Raw genomic sequence first — 25,289 nt, 5'->3', positions numbered from 1 at the left:
TATGGTGTTTAAAAACGACAATACAATAGAAGTGTTGCGTAAACAACATATTGGCTATTTTGGTTATTGTTTATTATTCTTTTTCATCTTATTATCAAATTATACAACGCGCGTTGCTTAAATAACACATGTTATTACGAAAAAGTTTTGATCAAGGAAATAATTGTGATCATTCAGAATAACAAAAGGAGATAGAAGACCATGAACATCACTATTTTTGGGGCAACTGGTGCAATCGGTCAACTTTTAACACAGTTTGCATTAGAAAACGGAGATTTCGTTACGGTATATGTTAGAAACCCTGAGAAAATCAAGCAAAAGCATTCGAATTTACGCATTGTAACGGGGGAACTAACGAACAATTCAGCTATTGAAACGGCAGTTTCAGAAGCTGATGTCGTGATAAGCACCTTAGGCCCTGGGATTGATTTGTCGCGAAAACGAAAAGGCACACCGATTGCCGACGGACATAACCGGATTGTCAAAGCGATGAAGAAGTTCACCAAAAAAAGGTTGATTACACTCGCGACGCCAGCCTTGCAATCTGAAGACGATAAGAAAAGCTTATCGACGATACTGCCGAGAATACTGCCTAAACTTTTCATGCCAAATGGTTATGCCGAAATGAAGAAGATAGGAGAACTGATTAAACAATCAAACCTGGATTGGACAGTCGTTCGAATCATTAATCCTAATATCAAATACAAAGGGCAATCTTACGGTTATTCATTCGGCGATCAGCCAGCTAAAATGTCCGTATCAAGGGAGAATGTCGCTAAACTCATGTATGACGCCGCTAGGCAAAGCCAATTAATCGGAAAAATGCCCATTGTCTATAATCATTAATTCAGCTTTTTGTGTGAGGGTGTTGATTCAGCAAAAATTATAGGAATCATACCGAAAATATTGTTTAGATGAAACGTGTAAATTCTTTTAATAAGTATTCAAAAAGTGTTTAGGAACAAAAAACATTCATCAAAATCATAAAGGGGAAATGATCATGTCAAAAGTATTATTTGTTAAAGGAACACCCCAAAGTGAGGAACAATCAAGAAGTACGCAAGTTGCTAGAGCATTTATCAATGAATATAAGGAAGTAAATCCAACGGATGAAATAATAGAAGTAGATGTCTATTATGCAAATGTTCCATTAATTGATGCTGATTTTTTAACTGGACAAAAGAAGTTAAGAAGTAGCGAAGCGCTAACAGATGTTGAAGCACAAAAAATAGAAGCAGTGAATGCTTTCACAAAGCAATTTATGGAAGTAGATAAATACATCATTCAGTCTTCAATGTGGAATTTAGGAATCCAACCATTATTAAAAGCCTATTTTGATACAATCATGAGTGCTGGAAAAACGTTTAAATATACAGCAGAAGGTCCAGAAGGATTGATGAAAGGAAAAAAAGCAATCCATATTCATGGAATGGGAGGATTTTATTCGCAGGCAATTGGAATGGAACATTCCGATTCTTACGTGAGAGGTGCGCTAAAGTTTGTTGGAATTGAAGTGGAACCAACGATTTTTGTTGAAGGTATTGACTATGATCCAACTAAGAAAGAAGAAGTTGTTGCTGCAGCAATTGAAAAGGCAAAAGCGGCAGCACGAACTTTTTAAAAAAGAGCTTTGGTGGGATTAGTTAAAAAGATGTTTATTAACATAATCCCCCTCGCACATTCATCAAAATCATAAAGGGGGAACATATGATGAAAGTAGAAATTTGGTCTGATTTTGTTTGTCCGTTTTGTTATATTGGCAAACGTCAATTTGAAATAGGGTTAGAACAGTTTGAATATAAAGAAGAGGTAGAAGTCTTATTTCGTCATTTTCAATTAGATCCATATGCGAAAAAAAATACAGGAATGGATATCCATCAAGTATTATCCTCCAAGCATGGTGTCCCATATGAAAAAGCAAAAGTACTGAACAATCAATTGAAACAGAAAGCAAAAGATGTTGGATTAGATTATCAATTTGATACAATGATTCCCACGAATTCATATGATGCACTTCGTCTTTCTTATTATGCAAAAGAGAAAGGGAAGATACGGGAGTTTATGGAGCGTATTTTGAAAGCTCATTTCACGGATTCACTAGATATCGGTGATCACGCAACACTTGTTCAACTTACAAGTGAAATAGGTCTTGATGGCAACGAAGCTTTGGATGTTTTAGCAAATGATAAATATAGCGAGAATATTGCAGCTGATAGAGCCGAGGGATCAAAAATTGGGATTCAGGGCGTTCCCTTTTACGTAGTGAATGATAGATATGTCATCTCAGGAGCACAACCTAGCGAAGTATTTTTAGAAACATTACAACAGGTTTGGAAAGAAGAGTACGCGAATGCTAAGGTTGAAGAGCATAAATTAGAGTCGTCGCTCGATGATTATTGTTCAGATGGAACATGTAAATTTTAATGGATAATCAAAAAAGATAGAAATTACAAAAAAATCATATAGTATCTCAAGGCTTAGGTATTGTTGTTCTAAATCTTGTAGTAGTGCCAACATCATCGGTGCTTGTGTTATATAGCTGCATTAAATACTACTTTATAATTAATCGTTTACTTCCAAAAAAATCAAAGGGGTTTAGCGATATGAAAAATACAATTTTTCAAGGCACAATAGAGCATTCAGGATTTGTAGTACCCGATATCGAAGCAGCAGTTGAATTCTTCACTAATATTTTGGGTTTTGAAGTCTTGTTCCGGCCAGGACGGATGCACTTTGAAGACGATAGTTTTAAAAGATACTTTGGGGTTCACGATCATTCAGTTGTAGAAGGGGCGGCATTTTTGCAATACGGCGGTAGAAAGATCGAACTGGTCCAATGGTCGACGCCAGATCAACAGAATGTTCACCTAAAACCGAGTGATATCGGTGTAGCTCATTTAGCTATTACAGTGACCAATATAGAAGAGGCTTTGAAATATTTTGCAGAACAGCCTGATGTTAAAGTTAGAGAGCTGAGCCCTCTTGGATTTTTCTATATCACAACATCATGGGGGATGGAGATTCAAATAATGGAATGACGCTAATATGTATTCTCATTTCCTAGTTTACATAATATATATTCTAGGAAGTTATCCATTAAACGAATTTCTCTTGTCTCATAATTAAGTATACTTATCTTATTGAGACAAAATAGAAAAAATCAAAATCTGCCGTTTATTCGCCAGATTTTGATTCATCAAGATATTTAATGATTTTCGCAGGATTTCCGCCAACCACCACGTTTGCTGGAACACTTTTTGTCACAACGGCACCAGATGCAATGACAGCATTGTCACCAATTGTGACACCTGGATTAATAATAGCACCGCCGCCAATCCATACATGGTTTCCAATGGTGACTGGTTTGCCGAATTCAATGCCCTTTGCACGTTCTATCGGATCAAGCGGGTGTCCAGCCGTATAAATATGTACATTCGGACCTAATAAACAGTGATGTCCAATGGTAATTTTGCAAACGTCTAAAAATACTGCATCAAAATTTGCAAAAAAATGCTCACCAATCTCGATATTGTATCCGTAATCGCACTGCAGTCTTCCTTCAAAAACGACATCATTTCCGCAAGCGCCTAATAATTCCTTTAAAATGGATGTTCTTTTTTCTTGCTGATTGGTTTGCTGATATGCGTATGTCAATTGTCTGGCTCTTTCACGATCTGCGATCAGTGTTTGGTCACTAGATACATAATGTTCTCCTTGGATCATTTTTTCCTTTTCACTTTTCATGTTGATCTCCTCCTCCCTTCTATTTATACCGATGCGATATGATTACATCCTACCGCCCCCTTTATGTTTATTTTACCTTCTCATCATAAGAATTGGGAAGGAATGATTTCTTTTGACTAGAATTGACCTTGTTCCTCCAGCAAGTTATTTACGAATCAGCAAGTCTCATTTATAATCGAGTAGATTTGTTCAATAACATATATATCTTTAAATGTGAGGGATTAGATGGAATTAAAGTGGTATAAAGCAATTATTGTGATCTTTACGATGTCTGGAATCTCCATTTCTACATGGTTTTCACGGACACCGGAAGTGAGAGATTTATTACAAGCAAACACAGGAACAATGGGACTTATTTTACTCGGTTTATCTGTTGGTTCAATTGTTGGGCTTGTTCTTTCAAATGTATTCGTCCGCAAAAAAGGCGGCCGAGTGGCGATTGTGATCAGTGCTTTTTTGATGTTCCTTGGATTCACTACTCTTGCCATTGGTTCAACGCTCTCTTCTATCTTTGTCGTCACTGCCGGTCTTTTTCTTTTTGGCGCAGGCTCTGGCATGTGTAATGTAGCGATGAACTTAGAAGGAACAGAGATTGAATACAGCATCAAGAAAACCATTCTGCCTATATTGCACGCTTCCTTTAGTATTGGGACTTTAATTGGAGCAGGTGCTGGTATTCTTTTTATCCATCTAGGCATCTCTGTATTGATACACCTTCTCGCTATTGCCCTTCTGCTGTTCCTCAGCATATTGATTTGTACACGGTTTATCCCGCATGGGACAGGAAAGGATCAGCATGAGAAGCAGCCCGATACAGTTGAGTCTAGTCAAACGGCATGGCTGAACAAACGAACGATATCTCTTGCGATGATCGCCTTATGTCTTGCATTTGTCGAAGGCTCGGCCAATGATTGGATTCCACTTGCAATGGTAGATGGCTACCAAGTTTCACATTCCATGAGTACAGTCATCTATGCTTTGTTTTTGTGCGGCATGATTAGCGGCAGACTGATCAGCGGACGTTTGATCGATCGCTTTGGCAGAGTGTTATTGCTAAGAGTTGCGATTTTATCAGCAGCTGCCGGCCTATTTTTAGTCATTTTAAAAATTTCACTTGTTGTATATATGATATCGATCTTTTTATGGGGACTTGGCGCATCTTTAGGCTTTCCGCTGACCATTTCTGCAGCTGGCGATGATAGCCGGTACGCTGTCAAACGCGTCAGTATTGTGACCTTATCTGGTTACACAGCCTCCCTTTCCGGTCCTCCTATATTAGGGCTGCTTGCCAATCAAGTAGGACTGCTTCATGCCTTTATCTTTGTTCTATTTGCCATATGTATTGCAGGAATCTTTACTAAAGCTGTAGCAAAACCGCATTCATTACAAACTCACTAAAAGTGTCTGATCCATGATCATGGCACTTTTTTTAAATTTAAAAAATAAAATTGAAACCTTTCATGAAGTGAAACAGTCCTATAGATGTCGTGATGTTTATCGCTTTTTTAAAGAGGGAAAGTAAAAAAATAAGACTTTTCAAATAACTGAAAACGTGGTAAGATCATGAAAATAACCAGGAAGGGGTGAGAAAAATGAAAAAAAATATGCTATTAAAATTAGGTGTTTTATGCATAGCACTTGCAAGTTTTCATTTGTTCTCAATGCCTCATTCCGTTCAGGTATACCATCATGCTAAGGTGGTTGCCGATCAAGAATCACATGAAATGAAAATCGTCCAGACAATGGGCGATGAAAAGAAACAAAAACATGTGAACGCAGTATTTGCCGCATTTACAGCACTGCTGATTATTGGCAGTATGACAGCTGGATTTGCACGCCTCACTCATACTGATCGATTTGACCGGAAAAAGAAGCATTTACTTGCAGTGTTCTATCAATCTTCTTATTTCCGACAAGCTCGTGTTTAACCCAACCATCTAAATCAAAACAAAAATTGGGAGGTTTTACACGATGTTATTTTTCTTAAGAATTTTCATTCTAGGTCTTTTCTCTGTCACTTCACTTTCTCTTTTCGTCTACCAAGGAATTGAAGTAGTGCACGCCATTACAAGCATGTTTGGCAACCACGAGAGCTAAATGACCCGTATATAAAAGAAACCCCCTGCCAGTCGCAGGGGGTTTTCGTTTGCTTATTTATTATCATCTGGTGCAGGTTCAGGTGTCAGAAGGACATGAGTCACTTCTCCCTGCTCTTCCTCATCTACAATAAATGATCCATTGCTATAGCGGTCATTTGCTCTTAAAGTAGAAATATCAAGTGGAATCGTTGTACCTTTTTCGGTATCTATCTCAAGTGTATCGTGCAGCGCTGCAGCGATCACAGCCACAATACGGTGCGGGTTTTTCTTTAATTCTCTCAGCATAAGAACTCCGCGTTTCGCTCTTGATGTTTTATCAAATTCAGAGAGGTTCATTCGCTTTACAGCCCCTCTTTGTGTCGTGAGCACAAGGACATCGTTTTTCGGATCAATGATCTGGCCAGAGACTACCTCGTCCCCTTCCTTCAAGTTGATTCCTTTGACACCGGCCGCTCTCGGTCCAACAACACTTACTTCTTCTTCATCAAACCACAAACCGTAACCATTTTTCGTTGCAATAAACAATTCCTGCTGTCCTGTTGTGACATGAACATCGACGAGTTCATCGTCACCTTTTAGGTTCAAGGCGACAAGCGGTTTCGAATAACGCTGCGCTTTATATTGAAGAAGCTCTGTTTTCTTCACCATTCCGCCTTTCGTAAAGAATAAAAGATATGATGTTTCATCAAATTCTTTTATTGGAATGGCTTTTTGGATTGATTCCTCGCGATCAATCGAAATGATATTCGTAATATGCTGCCCCATGTCTTTCCAGCGAATATCTGGCAGCTGATGAACAGGACAATAAATGTAGCTTCCTTTATTCGTAAACAGCAGAAGAACATCCGTTGTATTCATTTCAAACTGATGAATCAAACGGTCAGTATCCTTCATGCCAAAGTCCTTACCGTTAGAGGCAGCATAGGAGCGCTGGCTTGTTCGCTTGATGTAACCATCCTTCGTGACTGTCACATAAACATCCTCTGATGCGATCATCACTTCAAGGTTAATCTTAATTTCTTCGATTTTTTCCTCAATAACGGATCTTCTCTCATCAGCATATGTCTTTTTGAGCTTTTTCAGGCTGTTTGTAATGACCTTCAGCAGCTTTTTCTCGTTCGCTAAAATGTCTTCAAGCTCTGCTATCCGCACATCTAGCTCTCTTGCTTCGTCTCTTAATTGCGTAATATCTGTATTCGTTAAACGATATAACTGGAGTGAAACAATCGCTTCTGATTGTGCTTCTGTAAAGTCATATTTCGCCATCAAGTTGTTCTTTGCATCACGCTTATCATTAGAGGAGCGGATTGTGGCAATGACTTCATCTAAGATGGAAAGTGCCTTAATTAAACCGTCGACAATATGGTGGCGTTCCTTCGCTTTTCGAAGCTCGTACGCTGAGCGGTTCGTCACCACTTCTTTTTGATGGGCAATATATGCATCTAGTATAGTTGTCAGCGTCATTAAGGTCGGTCTTCGATTATGTATCGCTACCATATTAAAGTTATATGGGATTTGCAGATCTGAGTTTTTATATAAGAAATTCAGCACACCATTTGCATCTGCTTCTTTTTTCAGCTCTACTACGATTCGAAGCCCAGTACGGTCTGTCTCATCTCGGACCTCTGAAATGCCTTCTACTTTTCTTTCAATTCGGAACTCGTCCATCTTTTTGACAAGGTTCGCCTTATTCACTTCGTAAGGAATTTCTGTAATCACGATTTGCTGGCGTCCGCCGCGGATGGTTTCAATCTCCGCTTTGCCTCGAATCATAATCTTTCCTTTTCCTGTTTCATACGCCTTCTTAATACCGTCTACACCTTGAATGATACCGCCTGTTGGGAAATCTGGCCCTTTGATGACCGTCATTAAATCCTCAACCGTACAATGCGGCTGTTCGATTCGTTTAATAACGCCATCAATGACTTCTCCCAAGTGATGCGGAGGGATATCTGTGGCATACCCGGCTGAAATCCCTGTTGATCCGTTTACAAGAAGGTTTGGGAACATCGCTGGTAATACAACGGGCTCTTTACTTGTATCATCAAAGTTTGCGACAAATTCGACCGTTTCCTTGTCTAAGTCCTTTAAAAGCTCTGAAGCAATAGCAGACAGCCTTGCTTCCGTATAACGCATGGCAGCAGGCGGATCTCCATCGATACTCCCGTTATTCCCATGCATCTCAATCAGTACATTCCGTACTTTCCACTCCTGACTCATTCTTACCATCGCTTCATAAACAGATGAGTCCCCGTGCGGGTGATAGTTACCAATCACGTTACCAACTGTTTTAGCGGCTTTACGGAAGTTTTTATCCTGCGTATTTCCTTCTGCATACATCGCATATAAAATTCTTCTTTGTACAGGTTTTAGTCCATCACGTGCATCTGGAAGCGCACGGTCTTGGATAATATATTTACTATAGCGGCCAAAGCGGTCGCCGATTACTTCTTCTAATGGTAAATCATGAAATCGTTCTTGTTGTGCCATGTTTAAACCTCCTCAGCTAGCGACAAGTTTTCATTTTCAAGAATGTTGCTTTCCTCATCAAGTCCAAAGGCGACATTCTTTTCAATCCATTTACGGCGTGGTTCTACTTTGTCACCCATTAGAGTTGTGACGCGGCGTTCCACACGTGCAGCATCATCAATTTTGACCCTGACAAGTGTTCTCGATTCTGGATTCATTGTCGTTTCCCATAGCTGGTCGGCATTCATTTCACCTAAACCTTTGTAGCGCTGAATCGTGTACCCTTTTCCAACTTTCTTCAGTACGTCATCCATTTCTTCATCAGACCATGCGTACTCAATAATCTCTTTTTTCCCTGAGCCTTTGCTGACTTTATATAAAGGCGGGAGTGCAATAAACACTTTGCCATGCTCAATCAGCGGCTTCATATAGCGGTAGAAGAATGTTAAGAGAAGCACTTGAATATGCGCTCCATCCGTATCCGCATCTGTCATGATCACGATTTTGTCATAATTGATGTCTTCTACATTAAAGTCGACTCCGACGCCTCCACCAATTGCATGAATAATGGTGTTGATTTCTTCGTTTTTGAAAATATCAGCAAGCTTTGCTTTTTCTGTATTGATGACCTTTCCGCGCAGCGGCAGCACCGCCTGGAATTTACGGTCGCGCCCCTGTTTTGCTGACCCGCCCGCAGAGTCACCCTCTACTAGATATAGTTCGTTTCTTGCTGGGTTTCTAGATTGAGCAGGTGTTAATTTTCCGCTCAGCGTGGCTTCAGACTTTTTCCTTTTCTTGCCGCTCCTTGCCTCTTCACGGGCTTTTCTAGCAGCCTCTCTTGCCTGCTGCGCTTTAATCGCTTTTTTCACGAGAAGAGTGGCTGTTTCCCGGTTTTCTTCAAGGAAATACGCAAGTTTTTCAGAAATGACAGCATCAACAGCTGAACGTGCCTCACTTGTCCCAAGCTTTCCTTTTGTCTGCCCTTCAAATTGAAGCAGCTCTTCAGGAATTCTGACAGAAATAATAGCTGACAGTCCTTCGCGAATATCAGTGCCTTCTAAATTTTTGTCTTTTTCTTTTAAAAGAGCGACTTTGCGAGCATATTCGTTAAAGGCTCTCGTCATGGCCGTTTTGGCACCAGACTCATGTGTTCCGCCATCTTTTGTTCTGACGTTATTAACGAAAGAAAGGATATTTTCCGAATAGCCATCATTAAATTGAAAAGCAAAATCTACTTCAATGGACTGATGCTCTCCTTCAAATGAGACGACTTCACTCAGAACATCTTTTTCTTCATTTAAATAAGCAACAAAGGCTTCAATGCCTGTCTCATAATAAAACGTTTCTTGTACATCATGCCGTTCATCGATCAGCTCTATTTTTAACCCTTTTAATAAAAAGGCAGATTCTCTTAAACGCTCTGATAATGTATCGAAATTATAGGTCGTAACACTGAACATGGTAGGGTCCGGCTTAAAATGAATCAGTGTCCCCGTTTTTTTCGATTTTCCGATTTTTTCGAGTGATGTGACAGGTTTACCGCCGTTTTCAAACCGCTGATGATAAATAAATCCGTCACGTTCAATTGTGACAGTGAGCCATTCTGACAGCGCGTTCACAACAGATGCCCCAACTCCGTGAAGTCCACCACTTGTTTTATATCCGCCTTGACCAAATTTTCCGCCTGCGTGCAGGACCGTTAAAATGATCTCAGGTGTCGGTTTTCCAAGCTTATGCATACCAGTAGGCATTCCACGCCCTTTATCTTGGACGGAAATGCTGTTATCTTTATGTATTTTGACAATGATATGATCTCCATGGCCAGCGAGCACTTCATCGACAGAGTTGTCTACAATCTCATAGACAAGGTGATGAAGACCGCGCGAATCTGTAGATCCAATATACATCCCTGGACGTTTACGGACCGCTTCAAGCCCCTCTAGCACCTGAATAGAATCATCGTTATAATCTACTTGCTGCTTTTTAACCAAATGCTTAATCCCCTTTCACTAACAAACATAACCGGCTAATCATCAAATGATCTCTCTAGATTTTAATGATGATCATGCTGCTCATTACTGTCCACTTTAATAAGCTGCATCATCATCATGCATGTGTCATTCACCAATACATGCTCTTTTGCACAGCTATGAGAATCATTCTACATTCTGCAATCAGAACTAGAAGTCCATTATAAACAAGACTGTTTCATAAGCCAAATGCAATCATATGATGGTTTTAGCAAAACAGAACAAATGTTCTATATTTATCTTATCGCTCTTTTTCTCGATATGCAAGGCCGCCGATATGTCCCTGTCGCCTTATTTTATCGCTTTCTTTCAGAATCGCAAATATATTTCTGCAACAAAAAAGCAAAAATCCTTGAAAAACCAAGGATTTTTGACGATTTAATGAGTTTTTGTCATCGCATGAGCCACCTTGATACATAAATCCATGATGGCGACCTTGCCATTTTCCTCAATCAGCCTTTTCGCTTCTTCGTGATATATGCCTTGCTGCGCCCAAAAAACAGGTGCGTCTATTTCGAGAAACTCTTCTGCCACCTCTGGTAAAAACTCTGAACGTCTAAAGACATTGACGATATCAACAGGCTCTTTTATATCTTTTAAAGAAGCGACTGCTTTCACACCGAGTGCTTCATCGATCGTTGGATTCACTGGGATCACCTCATACCCGGCATCCTGCATCGCCTTAGACACCATATAAGACGTCCGGTGCGGCTGATCTGATAATCCAACAACAGCAATTCGTTTACTGCTTTTTAATATACGGCCGATTTCTTCTTTCGTAGGATTGTTCATCAAGACACTCCTTTTCCTCCATTTTAGCGAATTTCTGCTTAAAAACAAAGCCGAATCCATCTGCTTTCGATTTTTTCAAAAAAAGTTCCCCATGTTTTTCACAAGATCATGTTAAAATGTAAGACAAGAGGGAGAATATAAAGGAGTTATGCAGATGTTAATTGCTTTGATGTTTATTTTGGCTTATCTTCTCGGCAGTATTCCATCCGGTCTCATTGTCGGGAAAGCTGCAAAGGGTATCGATATCCGTGAACATGGCAGCGGAAACCTAGGTGCGACGAATGCATTTCGTACACTTGGCGTAAAAGCAGGGTCTATTGTGATTACTGCTGATATCCTAAAAGGGACGCTTGCTTCAGCTTTACCGTTTTTCATGCAGCTGGACATCCATCCCTTATTAGCAGGAGTTGCTGCTGTTATCGGTCACAGCTTTCCTGTCTTTGCAAAATTTAAAGGGGGAAAGGCAGTCGCTACATCAGGCGGTGTGCTGCTATTTTATGCCCCATTCCTATTTATCACGATGATCGCTGCTTTTTTCTTATTTTTATACATTAGTAAATATGTTTCACTATCATCTATGCTGACAGGGATCTATACATTCATTTACAGCATATTCACCAAAGACCTATTCTTAATCATTGTTGTTGCCGTTCTTGCTGGCTTTGTGATCTACAGACACATCGCCAACCTCAAACGAATTCTCAACAAAACTGAACCGAAAATCAAATGGCTCTAGCCGTTTCATCCATTTAAATATGTGGTAAAAGTAAAGAAAAGCTGTTTTTGCATCCTGCATTTTAAAAACAGCATGACTTCAAAAAGGGGCGATCACATTGAAATTAACGATAAAAGAAGATGCACTCAATTGGTACAAGGATGAATTAGATTTAGAAAAAGGTGATCAAGTTCGCTTTTTTGTGAGATATGGCGGGTGCAGTAATGTACAAAAAGGCTTTTCTCTCGGCGTCGCAAAAGATGAACCTCAAAATGCCGGCGCAACCGCTGAAATAGAAGGTATTACTTTCTTTATTGAGGAAAGTGATATTTGGTACTTTGACAACCATGATCTGCATATTGATTATAACGAGTCCGTGAAAGAACCAGAATTTCATTATGAATAAACAAAAAAGATACCTCATCCCTCGGGTATCTTTTTTGTTTTACACTTCAATATACAGCCCATACTCCTGAATCTTCCCTAAAGATCGTTCCTTTTGCAGAATTCTTTTTTGCGGCTCACCGATCAAGTCAAAATGAGGAAACCCTTCGCGGTCATGAATCCATTCTTTTTTTAGTCCATGTCTTTCTCCCCACTCAACTAACCGCTTCATATCCTGACAGGCTGCTTTTGTGACAGTATTGGCATTTGGAAAACGGTCATCGAGCCAGTAGTGTGTTAAAAAAGCAACTTTTCCTTGCTGGACAGCTGATTTCCAAGCGTTTAAATCGCTTCGTTTAATACCAAAAGCCATAAATTAAACCTGCTTCTTCGACTGTTCATATACTTTATGCCAGGCAGGAAAGGCTTTTCTAAATTGAATAGGTCTAAAGGTGTCTTTATCCACACATATATGTGAGGTTGTCCCTGTAATCGCTGTTTGTCCATCAGGTTTTTGAATTTCATAGCCATACACCGTTTTGACACCATTATATTCTTCAATCCATGTATGAACGGTTGCTGTTTCACCGTACAGCAATGGTTTTTTATATTGAACCTGCAAGTCTATCACAGGTGCAAGAGCACCATCTGCTTCTAGCTGCGCATAGGAAAACCCTAATTCTTTAATCAATGCTGTTCTGCCGACTTCCATCCAAATTAAATAATTGGCATGATACACGATGCCCATTTGATCTGTTTCTGCATAACGGACTTCTATTTCTTTTTTGGATACATACACGTTTTCATCGCTCTCCTATCAAAACCTAAGGTCTGTCTCTGCCATTTTACCACATTCCAAATGGTTCTTCTAAAAAGAGGCAATAAAATAAACCAGGAATCCCTGGTTTATTCGGTATAGCCATTCTTTCTTGCCGCTTCTTCGTCCTTGATCTCAGAACGCATCGCGTCAATACTCATTTTGCGGTTTTCGTTTTTTTGTTTGATCATTTGCTTTTCTGTCTCTGTCGAAACGGACATCGCTGCTTCAGATTCATCGATATTGTCAAGTGTGTTCTCGATCATATCTTGCAGCTTTTCAACATTATCAGAACGATCATCTGGATTGGATTGATATGACTCGTTATTCATGATGATTCCCCTCCTTATTCGCCCTTCGTCTGTATCACATCAGGCTGTTCATTTGATTTATTATGCATCTTTTTACCTTTATTCCGTTTGTATGCTACAGGTTTTGTCCCTAAATGGTCTGGTGTAAACTGCGCTTGTTTATCATGCTCTCTACCCATTATTCATCCCTCCCTCTTCTTTAGGATGAACGAAAACGGATAATTCATAACTTATTTCTGTCTAAATCGCTCTTCCAACTTTTCTTCAAGCTGGTTTAAAAATTCCTCATTGCTTAATAATTCTTTTTTATTTTCAAGCACAAGCTCTTCAAATGTGCGTCGTTTTCTTCTTCTCATTCCACTCACCTCCATATATGTATGATTACATTTTCGCCAAAACAGTTAGAAAATAAGCAAAAGAGCTGAATCATTATAGATCCAGCTCTTTTTCAATTTCTTTTTTTGTCAGCATTTGATGCTTCACAGACATGATGCGTCCTTTTTCATCTAATATGTATGTCGTTGGGTATGAAAGCACCTGATATCTTGCTTGAATGCCTTTTTGGTCCAATAAAACAGGAAAGCTCACCTTTAATTCTTTTGTGAATGCTGCCACATGATCCACACTCTTTTCAGTGGTCGTTAAATTCACTGCTAGTACTTCAACTTGGTCATTTTCGCTCCTAATCGCGTCTAGATCCGGCATTTCCGTCCTGCACGGCTTACACCATGTCGCCCAGAAATTGACGAGCACCTTTTTCCCTCGGTAATCAGATAACGAGGCGGTTTTGCCATCAAGGGTTTTCAGTTCAAAATCAGGGGCTTGATCACCTTTTTCAAGACCGATTGCGGGCTCTTTTGGCCCAAATAAATTCCACGCAAGTAAACCAATCAACACAAGTAAAACAGCGCTTGCCATTCCTTTTTTCCACATGATTGATCCTCCACTATTTTAAAAAAGAAGAGAAAGCTGTTGGATCGCCTTCTCTTCTTTGCTGTATTAGTTGCTTGCCAATTTTTCGCGAAGTACCATTTGAAGGATACCGCCATGACGATAGTAGTCAATTTCGACTTCACTGTCAAAGCGAACCACCACTTCAAACGTTTTCTCGTTTCCATCTGTGTCAATTGCTTTCACAGTGACGAGATCACGTGGACGAACTGTTTCGTCAACATGAACTTCAAATGTTTCTGTTCCTGTTAGACCATGAGTTTCTGCACTTTCTCCATCTTTAAACTGCAGAGGAAGTACGCCCATGAAGACAAGGTTACTTCTGTGGATACGCTCAAAGCTTTCAGCTAGAACAAATTTAATTCCAAGAAGGTTTGTTCCTTTAGCAGCCCAGTCACGTGAAGAACCCATTCCGTAGTCTTTACCTGCTAAGATCGCAAGACCTGTTCCATCCTCTTTATAACGCATGCATGCATCATAAATCGATGTCACTTCACCAGTTGGCCAGTAAGTTGTATAACCGCCTTCTGTTCCTGGTGCAATTTGGTTCTTAATACGGATGTTTGCAAAAGTCCCTCTCATCATGACATGGTGGTTACCACGGCGGGATCCATATGAGTTAAAGTCTCTAGGCGATACGCCTCTTTCTTGCAAGTATTTGCCCGCCGGTGTGTCCTTACCAATCGCTCCAGCAGGAGAAATATGGTCAGTTGTGACAGAGTCACCGAACTTCGCAACGACGCGCAAGCCTTTAAGCGGTTCAACTTTACCAGGTTCAACTGATAAGTTTTCAAAGAATGGCGGGTTATCAATGTATGTGGAATTTTCATCCCATTTGTACAATGCATCATCCGTCGTTTTAATTTCATTCCATCGTTCATTGTTGTCAAAAACTGTTTCATACTCTGAACGGAATAGCTCAGGTGTGACAGTGCTTTTAACGACGCTGTTGATTTCATCCATTGATGGCCAAATGTCATTGAAATAAACGTTCTCGCCATTTTTATCGACACCGATAGGATCTTTTGTTAAATCAATATTCACCGTACCAGCAAGTGCATAAGCCACAACTAATGGTGGAGATGCAAGATAGTTCCCTTTCACAAGCGGATGAATACGACCTTCAAAGTTACGGTTACCTGATAAAACAGAAGTGATCAGCAGGTCATTTTCAGAGACTGCATCTTCAATTTCTTTCTCAAGCGGTCCAGAGTTTCCGATACATGTTGTACAGCCATATCCAACAATGTTAAATCCGAGGTCTCTTAAATATGGAAGAAGTCCCGAATTCACAAGGTAGCCTGTTACAACTTTAGAACCCGGTGCTAGTGACGTTTTGACGTAGTTTGGCACTTTCATACCGAGCTCACTTGCTTTCTTCGCAACAAGACCTGCTCCGATTAACACGTATGGGTTCGATGTATTCGTACAGCTTGTAATCGCTGCAATCGCAATCGCACCTGTCTTCATCACAGCTTTTTCACCGTTTGCAAGATTAAATTCGATTTGTTTATCAAGCTCTGATTTATCTAAGCCAAACCCTTGGTTACCAGCTGGGCTTTCGATGTGTTGATGGAACGTTTCTTTCATTTGAGAAAGTGGAATCAAATCTTGTGGACGTTTAGGACCAGATAAGTTTGACTCAATTTTAGAAAGATCAATTTCCACAACATCAGTAAAAATTGGTTCTTCTGCATCTGGCGTATAGAATAAGCCATTTGCACGAGAATATTCCTCAACGATATTAATTTGCTCTTCATCACGTCCAGTGAGGCGCAGGTAAGCAAGCGCTTCTTCATCTACTGGGAAGAATCCGCAAGTAGCACCGTATTCTGGCGCCATGTTCGCAATTGTTGCACGATCTGCTAACGGCAATTGTGCAACACCAGGTCCGAAGAACTCAACGAACTTGTTCACTACGCCTTTTTCACGAAGGACTTGTGTGACTTTTAATGCAAGGTCGGTTGCAGTTGTTCCGTTTGGAAGCTCTCCAACTAATTTAGCACCAATCACTTCTGGGACTGGGAAGTATGAAGGCTGACCAAGCATACCAGCTTCCGCTTCGATACCGCCAACGCCCCATCCAAGTACACCGATACCGTTAATCATCGTTGTATGAGAGTCAGTTCCAACTAATGTATCTGGGTAAGTGATGATCTCGCCATCTTCTTCAATCGCATGAACAACACTTGCAAGATACTCTAAGTTCACTTGGTGAACAATTCCTGTTGCAGGCGGAACAGCTTGGTAGTTATTAAACGCTTTCTTTGCCCAGCTAAGGAAGTTATAACGCTCTGCGTTACGTTCGAATTCTAAGTCCATGTTAATGTTTAATGCATCTTCAGTTCCAGCTTTATCAACTTGTACTGAGTGGTCAATAACAAGGTCAACTGGAATTTCAGGGTTGATTTTATCCGGATCCCCGCCTACATCTGCCATTGCTTTTCTTAAAGAAGCAAGGTCAACGACTGCTGGTACACCCGTGAAGTCTTGTAAAATAACTCGAGAAGGTTTAAATGGAACATCAATTTCTTTTACCTCGGCAGTTCCCCATTTTGCCAAGTTTTCAACGTGTTCCTTCTTGATCACTCTACCGTCTACTTGCCGAAGCACTGATTCTAAAAGTACCTTAATGGAATAAGGCAGCTTAGAAACATTTCCAATTCCTTGTTTCTCTAGTGCTTCTAACGAATAATAGTGATACGTTTTCCCATTTGTCGAAAACGTTTTTCTAGATTGAAAAGCGTCTTGTTTAGCGACTTGCTGCTGTTTCGACATGTCCAAAATCCCCCTTTTGATGATCAAGATCAATTTCAATTCTCAGAAAAATCGTCGTATTTCACCACAATTTTCTCACAATTTCATCTTAAAACAAATTCATACATAAGTAAATAACAATGCTTTTATTAAATTCAATAAGTTTAACTTATCATTAGGAAATGATTACTCTTCATAAACGAAGCGGGGCGGGCTCATACTACAAATGAGGTGATAAAACATGACAAAACGCAAAGCGAATCATGTCATGAATGGCATGAACGTAGCCAAAAGCCAGGGTAATGGCGCAGGCTATACGGAAGATGATCAGCTCGTTTTAACAGAAGAACAAAGGCAAAACAATAAAAAACGTAAAAAGAATCAATAAGAAGGAGCCAAACATCATGACGAATAAAAACACAGGGAAAGACATCCGTCAAAACTCTCCTAAGGAGCATCAAGGCGGTCAGCCTGAGCCGTTATCAGGCAGTAAAAAAGTGAAAAACCGCAACCATACAAGACAAAAGCACAATTCTCATCATGATATGTAATGATCCCCCTCTCATCCCGTGACCACACGGGATGTTTTAGGTCTTTCACACATTTCTATTTTCATCATATGATTTATTATGAGATGTGATGGAGGAGTGTTTATGGAGAATGAAAAGCAATCGAATTCCTCTGATTTTATTGAAATAGATGATTGGCTCAATGTTTTAATGGATGATCCATTTGCCTGGTATGATGAACACCTCCCAATTGATCTTTATGAAACAAGCCGTGATTATATTATCGAAATCGATGTCTCCACCTTATCGATCACTGATGTAAAGCTGACCTTCGCTGGACATGAGCTGACGTTGACTTACACAGTACAACATGCAAATGGTGAAGGCGAACAGCCAATTGAAAAAAGCGTGATGCTCCCTTTTTATTTAAACGACAAAGACATTGAAACAGATTATGAAAACCGAGTCATATCGATCAAAATTAAAAAATGTTCCGACCATCCAAACGGTGCATTTTCCTTTCAAATCCCGCACTTCAAACATTAAGAGCCCACCTTTATATAGGTGGGCTCTCTTCCCGTTCGTTTCAAGTCAATACCTTTTGCGAACCACCATGGCCAAATAGTAGAGTCGCTATATGATAATGTATTCTTTTTCTATTAATTGGTTTGGGTCATTCTAGTAAATGGGCGGCTATCAATGAAAAAGGGCATTTATAGAGATCATAGACATACATTTTTGTTATTTTCTTCTATCCTCTCTTCATGTAATATAAAATAGAGAGATAAGGGGTATAAGGAGTGAGAACATGTTAAGCGGCTGGTTTATGTGGTTCATTTTATTTTGGGGTACAGTGATGATCGGATTACTCGCAATCGGTGGCTTTTTTATGTTTCGCAAGTTTTTAAAACGATTGCCAAAGGAAGATGGGAAATCAGAGCTTGATTGGCAGGATGAATATATTCAAAAGAGCCTTCACCTATGGCGGGATGAGGACAAACAGCTGTTAAATGAACTCGTATTACCTGTTCCAGAGCTGTTTAGAGATGTTGCCAAAGAAAAAATTGCAGGTAAAATCGGTGAGCTGGCATTAAAAGAACAGGCTGCCAGCATTAATTTAGACTTAATCATTCGCGGCTACATTATGGCCACACCAAAGCGGGATCATAAGTTTTTACTGAAGCGCCTTCAAGAAAAAAACATTGATCACTCGCCATATGAATCGTTATTAAAATAACCTCCTTTAAAAAAGGAGGTTTAATTCATTTGAATCTGCTGCGGATCTAATTGTTTAGACAGCTTTCTAAACGATAAATACATGGCAACCCGCCAAGGCACGATCATGCCAAAGGCAAGAATCCAAAACATCCCGCTTAATGAACCATAATCAATAGAAGAACTCAAGATGGTCTTCATCCCGATACGAAGGACAAGAAGTCCAATGAGAATGAACACAAATGCTTTTGACCGTTTTAAGTAGATGTCATTACCTCTAATTTCAAACTTAGATGTTTTGATTAAAAATATAGAGAAAAACATCCCCACTGTGATCGCTTCTAGAAATTCAGCTCCAGTTACCCGAAACATAGGAACAAAAAACATCAATGCGCCAGTGCTCATGAAAATAGGAGGTAAAATAATTTTTTTCGCAGTTGCAGGTTTTGCAGATGACTTAATGCGAATAAACATGACGGCCACCGCCATACATACCGCAATTATAGAAGAGATCAAGATCATCATATCAAATCATTCCTTTATTCTTTAAGGTCAGCCTATGTATAATATACTCCAATTGACGAAAAAAAACCATTCGCCTCGCCGCGACTGTAGAAAACGATTTCAAAAGCCTGTAAAGCCGCCAAACAATGATGAGAACATGATGATAATCCATGTCAGAAGATCAAAGAACAGCAAAATCCCTACCACAATCATAATGATTCCGCCAATTCGCATGATGAGCTGCTGACGTTTTCTGATCCAAGCCATTTTCGTAATGAAAAAGGAGAGAATAAAAAACGGGACGGCAAATCCAAAAACATACGCAATCATATACATAACCGCCGACTCAGGATGGTTACTCGCCAGTGTGATGACAGCAGATAAAATAGGTCCTGTACAAGGTGTCCATCCAGCGGCAAAGCCCATTCCGATGAGAATAGATCCAAAAAAACCAGCAGGACGGTTTTTGAACTGGATTCTCTTTTCGCCCATGAGGAAAGAGGGCTTGAATACGCCAAGAGTCATAAAACCAAAGAAAATAATGAGGATGGCTCCAATTTGACGAATCGCTTGATGATAATCATTAAAAAACTTCCCGACAAACGATGTCCCAAAGCCAATCGCAATAAATATAATAGAGAACCCAACTAAAAAGAATAAAGTATGAAGCAGACTTCTTCTTCTCAGCATCACCTTCTCTGATTTCACTTCATCTATACTAACGCCCGTAATATAAGATAAAAACGCTGGATAAAGCGGCAGACAGCACGGTGAAATAAAAGAAAGAAATCCTGCTCCAAATGCTAAAAAGTAATTCAAATCTGTCAAAAGAACACCCCCTTCTTACAATATACAATAAGAGATGACAAAATCATTTCATTTTTTTTACATCATCTCAATAAAGATGGTCTATTCTCTTAAAACCTTATATAATTTAATTTGACATCAAGATAATGAATCCTTTAAATTTGAAAATAAACCTTAAAATGGATATAATAGAATCGATTCTTTTTATCAAGATTTGCATGAAAGGAACATGACTTTGGTAAAAACATCATTATTAACTCAAATCGAAGAAAAAAGAGAAGAGCTGATGAAAGTTGTCTTGCATAATGGGATGACATCAACAGTGACCATCGAACATAGCCAGCAGCTAGATCATCTCCTCTTACAATATCAACGACACTTACACTCAAACTCAGCCAACTAATCATACTTCATGATATCAAACATGCCGCACCATTTTTAGAACAGTTGATATGTGTGACCATAAACGAAACAAAAACCTCTGACATAGGGGTTTTTTGTTTTTCACATACTCTTGACGCCATAATAAAAACCACCTTCCCTGCTTCATTCATGCAAGTACAGTGGTTTTAAGCGTCTGATGAAGGTGAATTGAATAAAGAAAGGACAACGCTTGTCCATTCTTTAAAACCATGTTCCATCTATGATCATAATATCGTACGTATTATTTCGCTTGGTTGTTCATGGCTTTCATCATTTGATTGATTTTCTTCTGGGACGGTTTCATGCCCATTTGCATCATCATCATTCGAAGCATTTGTTCATTAATCGGTGGATTCTTTTTCAAATAGCTCATCATATACTTACGAGCAATAAAGAATCCGAGTGCAACTCCTGCAAGCAGTGCAACAACGCCTACAAGGATGACAACCCATAAATCCATAATTCTTCCTCCTTCATGTTGTCTCGTATAAAGTGTACTAAACAAAAGGCTATTATACAACATTTCACGTTCAATTTTATTTTTTTAAACAAAATTCCTCACTTTTACTGGATTGAGCCATCCGTGTTTCTTTGAACTAAAGTCCATCGCAAGAAAACAAGGGCTGATTTTTCTCAGCACTTCAAAAAACACCGCTTCTGCCTCATAACTGCCAGTGGCAGACATTTGAATATACCGGTCTTTAATAATAAATGCTGCAGTTCCTTTTCCATCTGGTAAGGAAGCGCTGTAAATCGAGCCTATTTGTGTATAGTGAATGTTCGTTAAGTTATTCATTAGACGCTGGTGCATATGAAAAGCAGGGATTCGTTTCGTCACATAATCCACTTGCTTCACAAGCATAACCAACTCATCGTCAGTGCGGTTCGTCCAATGTAACGACTCAAACAAATGAAACAAAATCGATTCTCTGCCAAAATAGTGATGCGCAAATTCATCCTCAATCCAATAAATATAATAATGACGTTCCATGTCTATCCCTTCCTTTCACATTTCGTCAATCTCGTTTATTGCTTGTATTATACAAAAATGTGAAAGAAAGAATTGTCTATATATGAAGCAAGAAGAAACTAGTTTTGTCAAAAAAACAAGAAAAAAGAAAAAAGTTTGCAGAGCGGATGAAAATGCTCTGCAAACAGATAGCAAAAAAGCATGATGCTTGGAGTCCGTTTATTTATTCAGCTTCGCTTTCACACGGCTGACTACATTGCTGACAGTAAAGCCGTATTTCTCGATAATGGTTTCTCCTGGTGCAGAAGCGCCAAATTTATCAATTGCAATCACGTCACCATCAAGACCAGTGTAACGCTCCCAGCCAAGTGAAGCACCCATTTCAATTGCAATACGTGCACGTACTGCTTTAGGAAGAACGGATTCTTTGTATTCGTCTGACTGCTGATCGAAGCGATCCCATGCAGGAAGGCTGACAACAGATGCGCGGATACCTTCTTTTTCAAGTGCCTTTTGCGCTTCAATGGCTAAACCAACCTCAGATCCTGAAGCGAGTAGAAGTGCTTCTGGCTGTGCATCAGCTGCTTCAACCACAACGTATCCACCTTTTTCTACTCCCTCATATGCCTTCTCTGGTGCCTGGTCAATCGTTGGAAGGTTTTGACGAGTAAGAACTAGTGCTGTCGGTTTATCCGTTGAAGATACAGCTAGTTTCCACGCTGCAGCTGTTTCATTTCCATCTGCTGGGCGGATAACGGAAAGGTTAGGCATCGCACGCAGTGAAGCAAGCTGTTCAACCGGTTCATGCGTCGGACCATCTTCACCAACAGCGATACTATCATGAGTAAAGACGTAAGTGACTGGAAGTCCCATTAAGGCAGCAAGACGAATTGCTGGTCTTAAGTAATCTGAGAAAACAAAGAACGTTCCGCCGAATACACGAAGACCGCCGTGAAGTGCCATACCATTGAGCGCTGCACCCATTGCAAACTCTCTGACACCGAACCAAATGTTTTTGCCGGCATAATTATTTTTACCGAAATCATCCGTGTTTTTAATCGTTGTTTTATTTGATCCAGCAAGGTCAGCAGACCCGCCAATAAAGAAAGGTACTTGCTTTGCAATGCCATTTAACACTTCGCCAGAAGATGCGCGGGAGGCAAGGCTTGAACCTGCTTCATAAACAGGAACCTCTTGATCCCAATTTTCAGGAAGCTTTCCTTCAATCGCAAGCTTCAGCTGTGCTGCCAGCTCTGGATATTCTTTTTCGTATTGCGCAAACAGCTCATTCCACGCTGCTTCTTTTTTCTGTCCAGCGTCTTTGACAGCTTCTTTGAAATGATCGTACACTTCAGAAGGTACATGGAAATCTTCTTCAAACGTCCAAGAGTAAGCTTCCTTCGTCAGCTTTGCTTCCTCGCTGCCAAGCGGTGCACCATGCACACCAGACGTTCCCGCACGGTTTGGCGATCCGAAACCGATCGTTGTTTTCACTTCGATTAATGTAGGTCTGTCTGTGCTTTGCTTCGCCTTTTCAATAGCAGCTGTTACTTCTTCGATGTTGTTGCCGTCTTTCACGTAAAGAACTTCCCAGTTCATCGCTTCAAAACGATTCTTCACATTTTCAGAGAATGAACGATCTAAGTCGCCATCTAAAGAAATGTCATTTGAATCGTAAAGAACGATTAAACGGCCTAAGCCTAAATGACCAGCAAGTGAAGCTGCTTCAGAGGAAATTCCCTCCATTAAGTCTCCATCTCCGCAAATGCTGTATGTATAGTGGTCTACAACATGAAAGTTGTCTTTGTTATACGTTTCCGCAAGATGTCTTTCTGCAAGTGCCATTCCTACTGCCATAGCAATTCCCTGGCCTAGTGGACCCGTTGTCGCGTCTACGCCTTCTGTGTGTCCAAATTCAGGATGTCCAGGTGTTTTGCTTCCCCATTGGCGGAATTGTTTTAAATCATCAATGCTCAGATTGTATCCGCTTAAATGAAGCATGCTGTATAGAAGCATAGAACCATGGCCCGCAGATAAAACAAAGCGGTCTCTGTTAAACCAATTTGGATTTTGCGGACTTACGTTTAAGTGATTCGTCCATAAAGCGTACGCCATTGGTGCAGCACCCATCGGCATTCCTGGGTGACCGGAATTCGCTTTTTCAATTGCGTCTATGGAGAGAGTACGTATTGTTGCAATAGATTTCAATTCAATCGTTTCCATATAAATCCCCTTCCGTATCTTGTGTACACCATTATCATAAATCTACTGTCCTTTTTTCACAACTATTTCACGCTGAAAAAGAAGGATTTTGTCACATTTAGTTTATCGATCACCTAAAAAGTTATGCAAATATGAAAAAAGACGAGAATATTCTTCCCATCTTTTCAAAATTCAAGAAATCACAGCCTTAATGAAGGTTCTGATCTTTTTCTCTTTTTAATTTTTCTGGTGTAACATCGTTTCCTTCAGGGTCAACGATTTTAACAGTTTTAAGTGTATTTTTCATAGAAGAACGAAAAGCTTTCAAATACTCTTCTCTCAACTGCTTTTGTTCTGTTTTTTCAGCGTCTGATAAACCGGTCTCTTTCGATTTTTTTGAAAGCTCATTTATTCTTGCAAGCTGTTCTTTAGAAATCATGACAAACTCCTTTAAAGCATTTTCTCTACATACTACTAAATATCAATCATTTTGACAACAAATTACGCTTTAGGTGGTAAAGCCTTTTTCATATTCTTGATACCTTCTATGCACCGTTGCTTTTGAAATGTCAAAACCTAATGCCTGAAGAGTTGCGGCAATTTCGGCGAACGTCATGTTATTTTTTCTTAATCGAACAATTTCTGAAATCGGCACTTCAATACGCTCACGGCCAGGTGCATGGTTCTGCTGCCTTAAATTCAGTTCAGGCTGATATCCGCGCTCAACAGCCCTTTTCATCCCCCGCTTGATTTTCAGGTTATGAATTTTCCGTTGGTACTCTTCGACGACTCCTACAATCTCGATGACCATTTCATCTGCTTCTGAAAGCTCAAGCTCTCCTCTATGAAACACGCTGTATACCTTTACGTTCTCTTTAAATAGACAATGAAGAAGCGCAATTTTTGCTTGTCCTCTTCCAAGACGTGTTTCATCTTGGATAAGAACGGCATCGATCGACTCTTCCTTCAGTGCAGCAAGCATTTCAAACACGCCATCACGATCTAGCTCATATCCACTTGCTTTTTCTTTGATGACTTTGACCACATTCATCTTGTGCATGGCAGCTAAAGCCAGCAGTTCTTCTTCTTGTCTTTTCAGCGAGGTTTCCTGCTCTTCTTTCACAGTGCTTACTCTCGCATAAATGATTGCGTTCATGTCTTCAATCGACCTTTCTACTGTACTGTTGCAAGCTGATATACGACTGGATGCTCTTTTTTCACGGGTATGACAAGAATGTCTCCAGGCTTGATTTCTGTTGAAGCAAGATCATTGTGTTCTGTTACCCAGTCAATAAATGCATTTTTGTCGATTGATTTGCTGTCATTTACTTGATCAGCTAACCCCCACAGAGTATCTCCTGATTGAACCTCTATTTTAACATATTGATTTGAATCATTATGGCTTGTGACTGCAATAAGTGAGAGAAATATGCCAACGATGAATGAGAATACCCCAATAAAAATAATAGATTCTTTTAACCTCATAATGTCATCTCTCCTAATAGAATATGTGTTCGCTCTTTCTGTCTCTCATTATAAATACGAACAAACGTTTCTGTCAAACGTTTTTTCGAACCTATGTTTGTACTG

General features: G+C 39.9%; 33 protein-coding genes. 14 read left to right on the top strand and 19 right to left on the bottom strand.

The window, feature by feature from the left end; all coding sequences use genetic code 11:
* The first annotated feature begins 201 nt into the window (after positions 1-201).
* The 4 genes from NSQ34_RS08785 to NSQ34_RS08770 all read left to right on the top strand — a co-directional run bounded on the left by NSQ34_RS08785 (position 202) and on the right by NSQ34_RS08770 (position 3,038).
* Positions 202-846, top strand: a complete 645-nt coding sequence (locus NSQ34_RS08785) for an NAD(P)H-binding protein (protein ID WP_061109932.1) — start codon at positions 202-204, stop codon at positions 844-846.
* A 154-nt stretch (positions 847-1,000) separates the two neighbouring features.
* Positions 1,001-1,621, top strand: a complete 621-nt coding sequence (locus NSQ34_RS08780) for an NAD(P)H-dependent oxidoreductase (protein WP_176967401.1) — start codon at positions 1,001-1,003, stop codon at positions 1,619-1,621.
* Between the two features lie 89 nt (positions 1,622-1,710).
* A complete protein-coding gene (locus NSQ34_RS08775) occupies positions 1,711-2,424 on the top strand; it encodes a DsbA family oxidoreductase (protein WP_176967402.1) in 714 nt (237 codons plus the stop codon).
* 179 nt (positions 2,425-2,603) lie between these two features.
* Entirely contained in the window at positions 2,604-3,038 is a 435-nt protein-coding gene (locus NSQ34_RS08770) for a VOC family protein (RefSeq protein WP_046311224.1), read from the top strand.
* Between the two features lie 136 nt (positions 3,039-3,174).
* Here NSQ34_RS08770 and NSQ34_RS08765 read toward each other — a convergent pair whose 3' ends face one another.
* A complete protein-coding gene (locus NSQ34_RS08765) occupies positions 3,175-3,744 on the bottom strand; it encodes a sugar O-acetyltransferase (protein WP_065214409.1) in 570 nt (189 codons plus the stop codon).
* A gap of 225 nt (positions 3,745-3,969) precedes the next feature.
* Here NSQ34_RS08765 and NSQ34_RS08760 point away from each other — a divergent pair, with 225 nt between their 5' ends.
* The 3 genes from NSQ34_RS08760 (at position 3,970) to NSQ34_RS08750 (ending at position 5,841) form a co-directional block, all read left to right on the top strand.
* Positions 3,970-5,142, top strand: coding sequence for an MFS transporter (locus NSQ34_RS08760; protein WP_342501070.1), 1,173 nt, complete (start codon positions 3,970-3,972; stop codon positions 5,140-5,142).
* Positions 5,143-5,336: 194 nt separating this feature from the next.
* Positions 5,337-5,672 carry a hypothetical protein gene (locus tag NSQ34_RS08755; RefSeq protein ID WP_176967404.1) on the top strand — a complete coding sequence of 112 codons (336 nt, stop codon included), beginning with the start codon at positions 5,337-5,339 and terminating at the stop codon, positions 5,670-5,672.
* Positions 5,673-5,715: 43 nt separating this feature from the next.
* Positions 5,716-5,841, top strand: a complete 126-nt coding sequence (locus tag NSQ34_RS08750; RefSeq protein ID WP_254966705.1) for a hypothetical protein — start codon at positions 5,716-5,718, stop codon at positions 5,839-5,841.
* A 53-nt stretch (positions 5,842-5,894) separates the two neighbouring features.
* Here NSQ34_RS08750 and parC read toward each other — a convergent pair whose 3' ends face one another.
* From parC to NSQ34_RS08735, 3 genes are all read right to left on the bottom strand, one after another.
* Entirely contained in the window at positions 5,895-8,333 is a 2,439-nt protein-coding gene (parC, locus tag NSQ34_RS08745) for a DNA topoisomerase IV subunit A (RefSeq protein WP_041117532.1), read from the bottom strand.
* A gap of 2 nt (positions 8,334-8,335) precedes the next feature.
* Positions 8,336-10,303: a DNA topoisomerase IV subunit B gene (gene parE, locus NSQ34_RS08740; protein ID WP_024425148.1), complete on the bottom strand. Its 1,968-nt coding sequence runs from the start codon at positions 10,301-10,303 to the stop codon at positions 8,336-8,338.
* A 417-nt stretch (positions 10,304-10,720) separates the two neighbouring features.
* Positions 10,721-11,134, bottom strand: a complete 414-nt coding sequence (locus tag NSQ34_RS08735) for a CoA-binding protein (RefSeq protein ID WP_025093244.1) — start codon at positions 11,132-11,134, stop codon at positions 10,721-10,723.
* A gap of 154 nt (positions 11,135-11,288) precedes the next feature.
* Here NSQ34_RS08735 and plsY point away from each other — a divergent pair, with 154 nt between their 5' ends.
* Both plsY and NSQ34_RS08725 read left to right on the top strand, forming a co-directional pair.
* The gene (gene plsY, locus NSQ34_RS08730; RefSeq protein ID WP_024425146.1) at positions 11,289-11,870 is read left to right on the top strand and encodes a glycerol-3-phosphate 1-O-acyltransferase PlsY; all 582 of its coding nucleotides are present in this window, start codon (positions 11,289-11,291) and stop codon (positions 11,868-11,870) included.
* 97 nt (positions 11,871-11,967) lie between these two features.
* Entirely contained in the window at positions 11,968-12,255 is a 288-nt protein-coding gene (locus NSQ34_RS08725; protein ID WP_024425145.1) for a HesB/YadR/YfhF family protein, read from the top strand.
* A gap of 39 nt (positions 12,256-12,294) precedes the next feature.
* Here the strand turns inward: NSQ34_RS08725 and NSQ34_RS08720 are convergent, their stop codons facing one another.
* From NSQ34_RS08720 to acnA, 7 genes are all read right to left on the bottom strand, one after another.
* Positions 12,295-12,606 (bottom strand): hypothetical protein, encoded by a 312-nt coding sequence (locus NSQ34_RS08720; RefSeq protein WP_149126618.1) that lies wholly within the window; start codon positions 12,604-12,606, stop codon positions 12,295-12,297.
* Positions 12,607-12,609: 3 nt separating this feature from the next.
* Entirely contained in the window at positions 12,610-13,032 is a 423-nt protein-coding gene (locus NSQ34_RS08715; protein WP_024425143.1) for a thioesterase family protein, read from the bottom strand.
* 107 nt (positions 13,033-13,139) lie between these two features.
* Positions 13,140-13,382 (bottom strand): small acid-soluble spore protein Tlp, encoded by a 243-nt coding sequence (tlp, locus tag NSQ34_RS08710; protein ID WP_024427090.1) that lies wholly within the window; start codon positions 13,380-13,382, stop codon positions 13,140-13,142.
* 14 nt (positions 13,383-13,396) lie between these two features.
* Positions 13,397-13,540 carry an acid-soluble spore protein N gene (locus NSQ34_RS08705; protein WP_008357830.1) on the bottom strand — a complete coding sequence of 48 codons (144 nt, stop codon included), beginning with the start codon at positions 13,538-13,540 and terminating at the stop codon, positions 13,397-13,399.
* A 51-nt stretch (positions 13,541-13,591) separates the two neighbouring features.
* Positions 13,592-13,717, bottom strand: a complete 126-nt coding sequence (locus tag NSQ34_RS08700) for an FbpB family small basic protein (RefSeq protein WP_003211002.1) — start codon at positions 13,715-13,717, stop codon at positions 13,592-13,594.
* Positions 13,718-13,790: 73 nt separating this feature from the next.
* The gene (locus NSQ34_RS08695; RefSeq protein ID WP_024425141.1) at positions 13,791-14,294 is read right to left on the bottom strand and encodes a TlpA disulfide reductase family protein; all 504 of its coding nucleotides are present in this window, start codon (positions 14,292-14,294) and stop codon (positions 13,791-13,793) included.
* A gap of 66 nt (positions 14,295-14,360) precedes the next feature.
* Positions 14,361-17,090, bottom strand: a complete 2,730-nt coding sequence (gene acnA / locus NSQ34_RS08690; protein WP_101677143.1) for an aconitate hydratase AcnA — start codon at positions 17,088-17,090, stop codon at positions 14,361-14,363.
* Positions 17,091-17,310: 220 nt separating this feature from the next.
* Between acnA and sspO the strand changes: the two genes are divergently transcribed.
* The 4 genes from sspO (at position 17,311) to NSQ34_RS08670 (ending at position 18,815) form a co-directional block, all read left to right on the top strand.
* Positions 17,311-17,457, top strand: a complete 147-nt coding sequence (gene sspO / locus NSQ34_RS08685) for a small acid-soluble spore protein O (RefSeq protein WP_342501069.1) — start codon at positions 17,311-17,313, stop codon at positions 17,455-17,457.
* Between the two features lie 16 nt (positions 17,458-17,473).
* Positions 17,474-17,620, top strand: coding sequence for a small acid-soluble spore protein P (locus NSQ34_RS08680; protein WP_003211331.1), 147 nt, complete (start codon positions 17,474-17,476; stop codon positions 17,618-17,620).
* 102 nt (positions 17,621-17,722) lie between these two features.
* Entirely contained in the window at positions 17,723-18,124 is a 402-nt protein-coding gene (locus NSQ34_RS08675; RefSeq protein WP_041117524.1) for an Hsp20/alpha crystallin family protein, read from the top strand.
* Positions 18,125-18,386: 262 nt separating this feature from the next.
* Positions 18,387-18,815 carry a DUF2621 domain-containing protein gene (locus NSQ34_RS08670; RefSeq protein WP_144496662.1) on the top strand — a complete coding sequence of 143 codons (429 nt, stop codon included), beginning with the start codon at positions 18,387-18,389 and terminating at the stop codon, positions 18,813-18,815.
* Positions 18,816-18,835: 20 nt separating this feature from the next.
* Here NSQ34_RS08670 and NSQ34_RS08665 read toward each other — a convergent pair whose 3' ends face one another.
* Both NSQ34_RS08665 and NSQ34_RS08660 read right to left on the bottom strand, forming a co-directional pair.
* The gene (locus NSQ34_RS08665; protein WP_024425136.1) at positions 18,836-19,318 is read right to left on the bottom strand and encodes a CcdC protein domain-containing protein; all 483 of its coding nucleotides are present in this window, start codon (positions 19,316-19,318) and stop codon (positions 18,836-18,838) included.
* Positions 19,319-19,417: 99 nt separating this feature from the next.
* On the bottom strand, positions 19,418-20,125 hold the full coding sequence (locus tag NSQ34_RS08660) for a cytochrome c biogenesis protein CcdA (RefSeq protein WP_024427084.1): 708 nt from the start codon (positions 20,123-20,125) through the stop codon (positions 19,418-19,420).
* Positions 20,126-20,339: 214 nt separating this feature from the next.
* Here NSQ34_RS08660 and NSQ34_RS08655 point away from each other — a divergent pair, with 214 nt between their 5' ends.
* Positions 20,340-20,507, top strand: a complete 168-nt coding sequence (locus tag NSQ34_RS08655; RefSeq protein WP_008343814.1) for an aspartyl-phosphate phosphatase Spo0E family protein — start codon at positions 20,340-20,342, stop codon at positions 20,505-20,507.
* A 261-nt stretch (positions 20,508-20,768) separates the two neighbouring features.
* Here the strand turns inward: NSQ34_RS08655 and NSQ34_RS08650 are convergent, their stop codons facing one another.
* The 6 genes from NSQ34_RS08650 to yneA form a co-directional block, all read right to left on the bottom strand.
* Positions 20,769-20,987 (bottom strand): YneF family protein, encoded by a 219-nt coding sequence (locus NSQ34_RS08650; RefSeq protein WP_003212379.1) that lies wholly within the window; start codon positions 20,985-20,987, stop codon positions 20,769-20,771.
* An 84-nt stretch (positions 20,988-21,071) separates the two neighbouring features.
* Positions 21,072-21,518 (bottom strand): sporulation inhibitor of replication protein SirA, encoded by a 447-nt coding sequence (sirA, locus tag NSQ34_RS08645; RefSeq protein ID WP_024425134.1) that lies wholly within the window; start codon positions 21,516-21,518, stop codon positions 21,072-21,074.
* A gap of 198 nt (positions 21,519-21,716) precedes the next feature.
* A complete protein-coding gene (tkt, locus tag NSQ34_RS08640) occupies positions 21,717-23,720 on the bottom strand; it encodes a transketolase (protein ID WP_024425133.1) in 2,004 nt (667 codons plus the stop codon).
* Between the two features lie 187 nt (positions 23,721-23,907).
* The gene (locus tag NSQ34_RS08635) at positions 23,908-24,138 is read right to left on the bottom strand and encodes a DUF896 domain-containing protein (RefSeq protein ID WP_024425132.1); all 231 of its coding nucleotides are present in this window, start codon (positions 24,136-24,138) and stop codon (positions 23,908-23,910) included.
* Positions 24,139-24,207: 69 nt separating this feature from the next.
* On the bottom strand, positions 24,208-24,855 hold the full coding sequence (locus NSQ34_RS08630) for a recombinase family protein (protein ID WP_025093247.1): 648 nt from the start codon (positions 24,853-24,855) through the stop codon (positions 24,208-24,210).
* Between the two features lie 17 nt (positions 24,856-24,872).
* Positions 24,873-25,184, bottom strand: coding sequence for a cell division suppressor protein YneA (gene yneA, locus NSQ34_RS08625; RefSeq protein WP_041117521.1), 312 nt, complete (start codon positions 25,182-25,184; stop codon positions 24,873-24,875).
* Positions 25,185-25,289: the final 105 nt, after the last annotated feature.

It is taken from the genome of Bacillus sp. FSL P2-0069 (genome assembly GCF_038593315.1).
GTDB lineage: Bacteria > Bacillota > Bacilli > Bacillales > Bacillaceae > Bacillus > Bacillus safensis.
This window is presented reverse-complemented; position numbering and strand designations above follow the sequence as displayed.

Coding starts and splice junctions, on each gene's coding strand:
- NSQ34_RS08785 (WP_061109932.1), top strand. CDS start 202: ATGAACATCACTATTTTTGGGGCAACTGGTGCAATCGGTCAACTTTTA.
- NSQ34_RS08780 (WP_176967401.1), top strand. CDS start 1,001: ATGTCAAAAGTATTATTTGTTAAAGGAACACCCCAAAGTGAGGAACAA.
- NSQ34_RS08775 (WP_176967402.1), top strand. CDS start 1,711: ATGAAAGTAGAAATTTGGTCTGATTTTGTTTGTCCGTTTTGTTATATT.
- NSQ34_RS08770 (WP_046311224.1), top strand. CDS start 2,604: ATGAAAAATACAATTTTTCAAGGCACAATAGAGCATTCAGGATTTGTA.
- NSQ34_RS08765 (WP_065214409.1), bottom strand. CDS start 3,744: ATGAAAAGTGAAAAGGAAAAAATGATCCAAGGAGAACATTATGTATCT.
- NSQ34_RS08760 (WP_342501070.1), top strand. CDS start 3,970: ATGGAATTAAAGTGGTATAAAGCAATTATTGTGATCTTTACGATGTCT.
- NSQ34_RS08755 (WP_176967404.1), top strand. CDS start 5,337: ATGAAAAAAAATATGCTATTAAAATTAGGTGTTTTATGCATAGCACTT.
- NSQ34_RS08750 (WP_254966705.1), top strand. CDS start 5,716: ATGTTATTTTTCTTAAGAATTTTCATTCTAGGTCTTTTCTCTGTCACT.
- parC (WP_041117532.1), bottom strand. CDS start 8,333: ATGGCACAACAAGAACGATTTCATGATTTACCATTAGAAGAAGTAATC.
- NSQ34_RS08735 (WP_025093244.1), bottom strand. CDS start 11,134: ATGAACAATCCTACGAAAGAAGAAATCGGCCGTATATTAAAAAGCAGT.
- plsY (WP_024425146.1), top strand. CDS start 11,289: ATGTTAATTGCTTTGATGTTTATTTTGGCTTATCTTCTCGGCAGTATT.
- NSQ34_RS08720 (WP_149126618.1), bottom strand. CDS start 12,606: ATGGCTTTTGGTATTAAACGAAGCGATTTAAACGCTTGGAAATCAGCT.
- tlp (WP_024427090.1), bottom strand. CDS start 13,382: ATGAATAACGAGTCATATCAATCCAATCCAGATGATCGTTCTGATAAT.
- NSQ34_RS08705 (WP_008357830.1), bottom strand. CDS start 13,540: ATGGGTAGAGAGCATGATAAACAAGCGCAGTTTACACCAGACCATTTA.
- NSQ34_RS08700 (WP_003211002.1), bottom strand. CDS start 13,717: ATGAGAAGAAGAAAACGACGCACATTTGAAGAGCTTGTGCTTGAAAAT.
- NSQ34_RS08695 (WP_024425141.1), bottom strand. CDS start 14,294: ATGTGGAAAAAAGGAATGGCAAGCGCTGTTTTACTTGTGTTGATTGGT.
- acnA (WP_101677143.1), bottom strand. CDS start 17,090: ATGTCGAAACAGCAGCAAGTCGCTAAACAAGACGCTTTTCAATCTAGA.
- sspO (WP_342501069.1), top strand. CDS start 17,311: ATGACAAAACGCAAAGCGAATCATGTCATGAATGGCATGAACGTAGCC.
- NSQ34_RS08680 (WP_003211331.1), top strand. CDS start 17,474: ATGACGAATAAAAACACAGGGAAAGACATCCGTCAAAACTCTCCTAAG.
- NSQ34_RS08675 (WP_041117524.1), top strand. CDS start 17,723: ATGGAGAATGAAAAGCAATCGAATTCCTCTGATTTTATTGAAATAGAT.
- NSQ34_RS08670 (WP_144496662.1), top strand. CDS start 18,387: ATGTTAAGCGGCTGGTTTATGTGGTTCATTTTATTTTGGGGTACAGTG.
- NSQ34_RS08665 (WP_024425136.1), bottom strand. CDS start 19,318: ATGATGATCTTGATCTCTTCTATAATTGCGGTATGTATGGCGGTGGCC.
- NSQ34_RS08650 (WP_003212379.1), bottom strand. CDS start 20,987: ATGGATTTATGGGTTGTCATCCTTGTAGGCGTTGTTGCACTGCTTGCA.
- sirA (WP_024425134.1), bottom strand. CDS start 21,518: ATGGAACGTCATTATTATATTTATTGGATTGAGGATGAATTTGCGCAT.
- tkt (WP_024425133.1), bottom strand. CDS start 23,720: ATGGAAACGATTGAATTGAAATCTATTGCAACAATACGTACTCTCTCC.
- NSQ34_RS08635 (WP_024425132.1), bottom strand. CDS start 24,138: ATGATTTCTAAAGAACAGCTTGCAAGAATAAATGAGCTTTCAAAAAAA.
- NSQ34_RS08630 (WP_025093247.1), bottom strand. CDS start 24,855: ATGAACGCAATCATTTATGCGAGAGTAAGCACTGTGAAAGAAGAGCAG.
- yneA (WP_041117521.1), bottom strand. CDS start 25,184: ATGAGGTTAAAAGAATCTATTATTTTTATTGGGGTATTCTCATTCATC.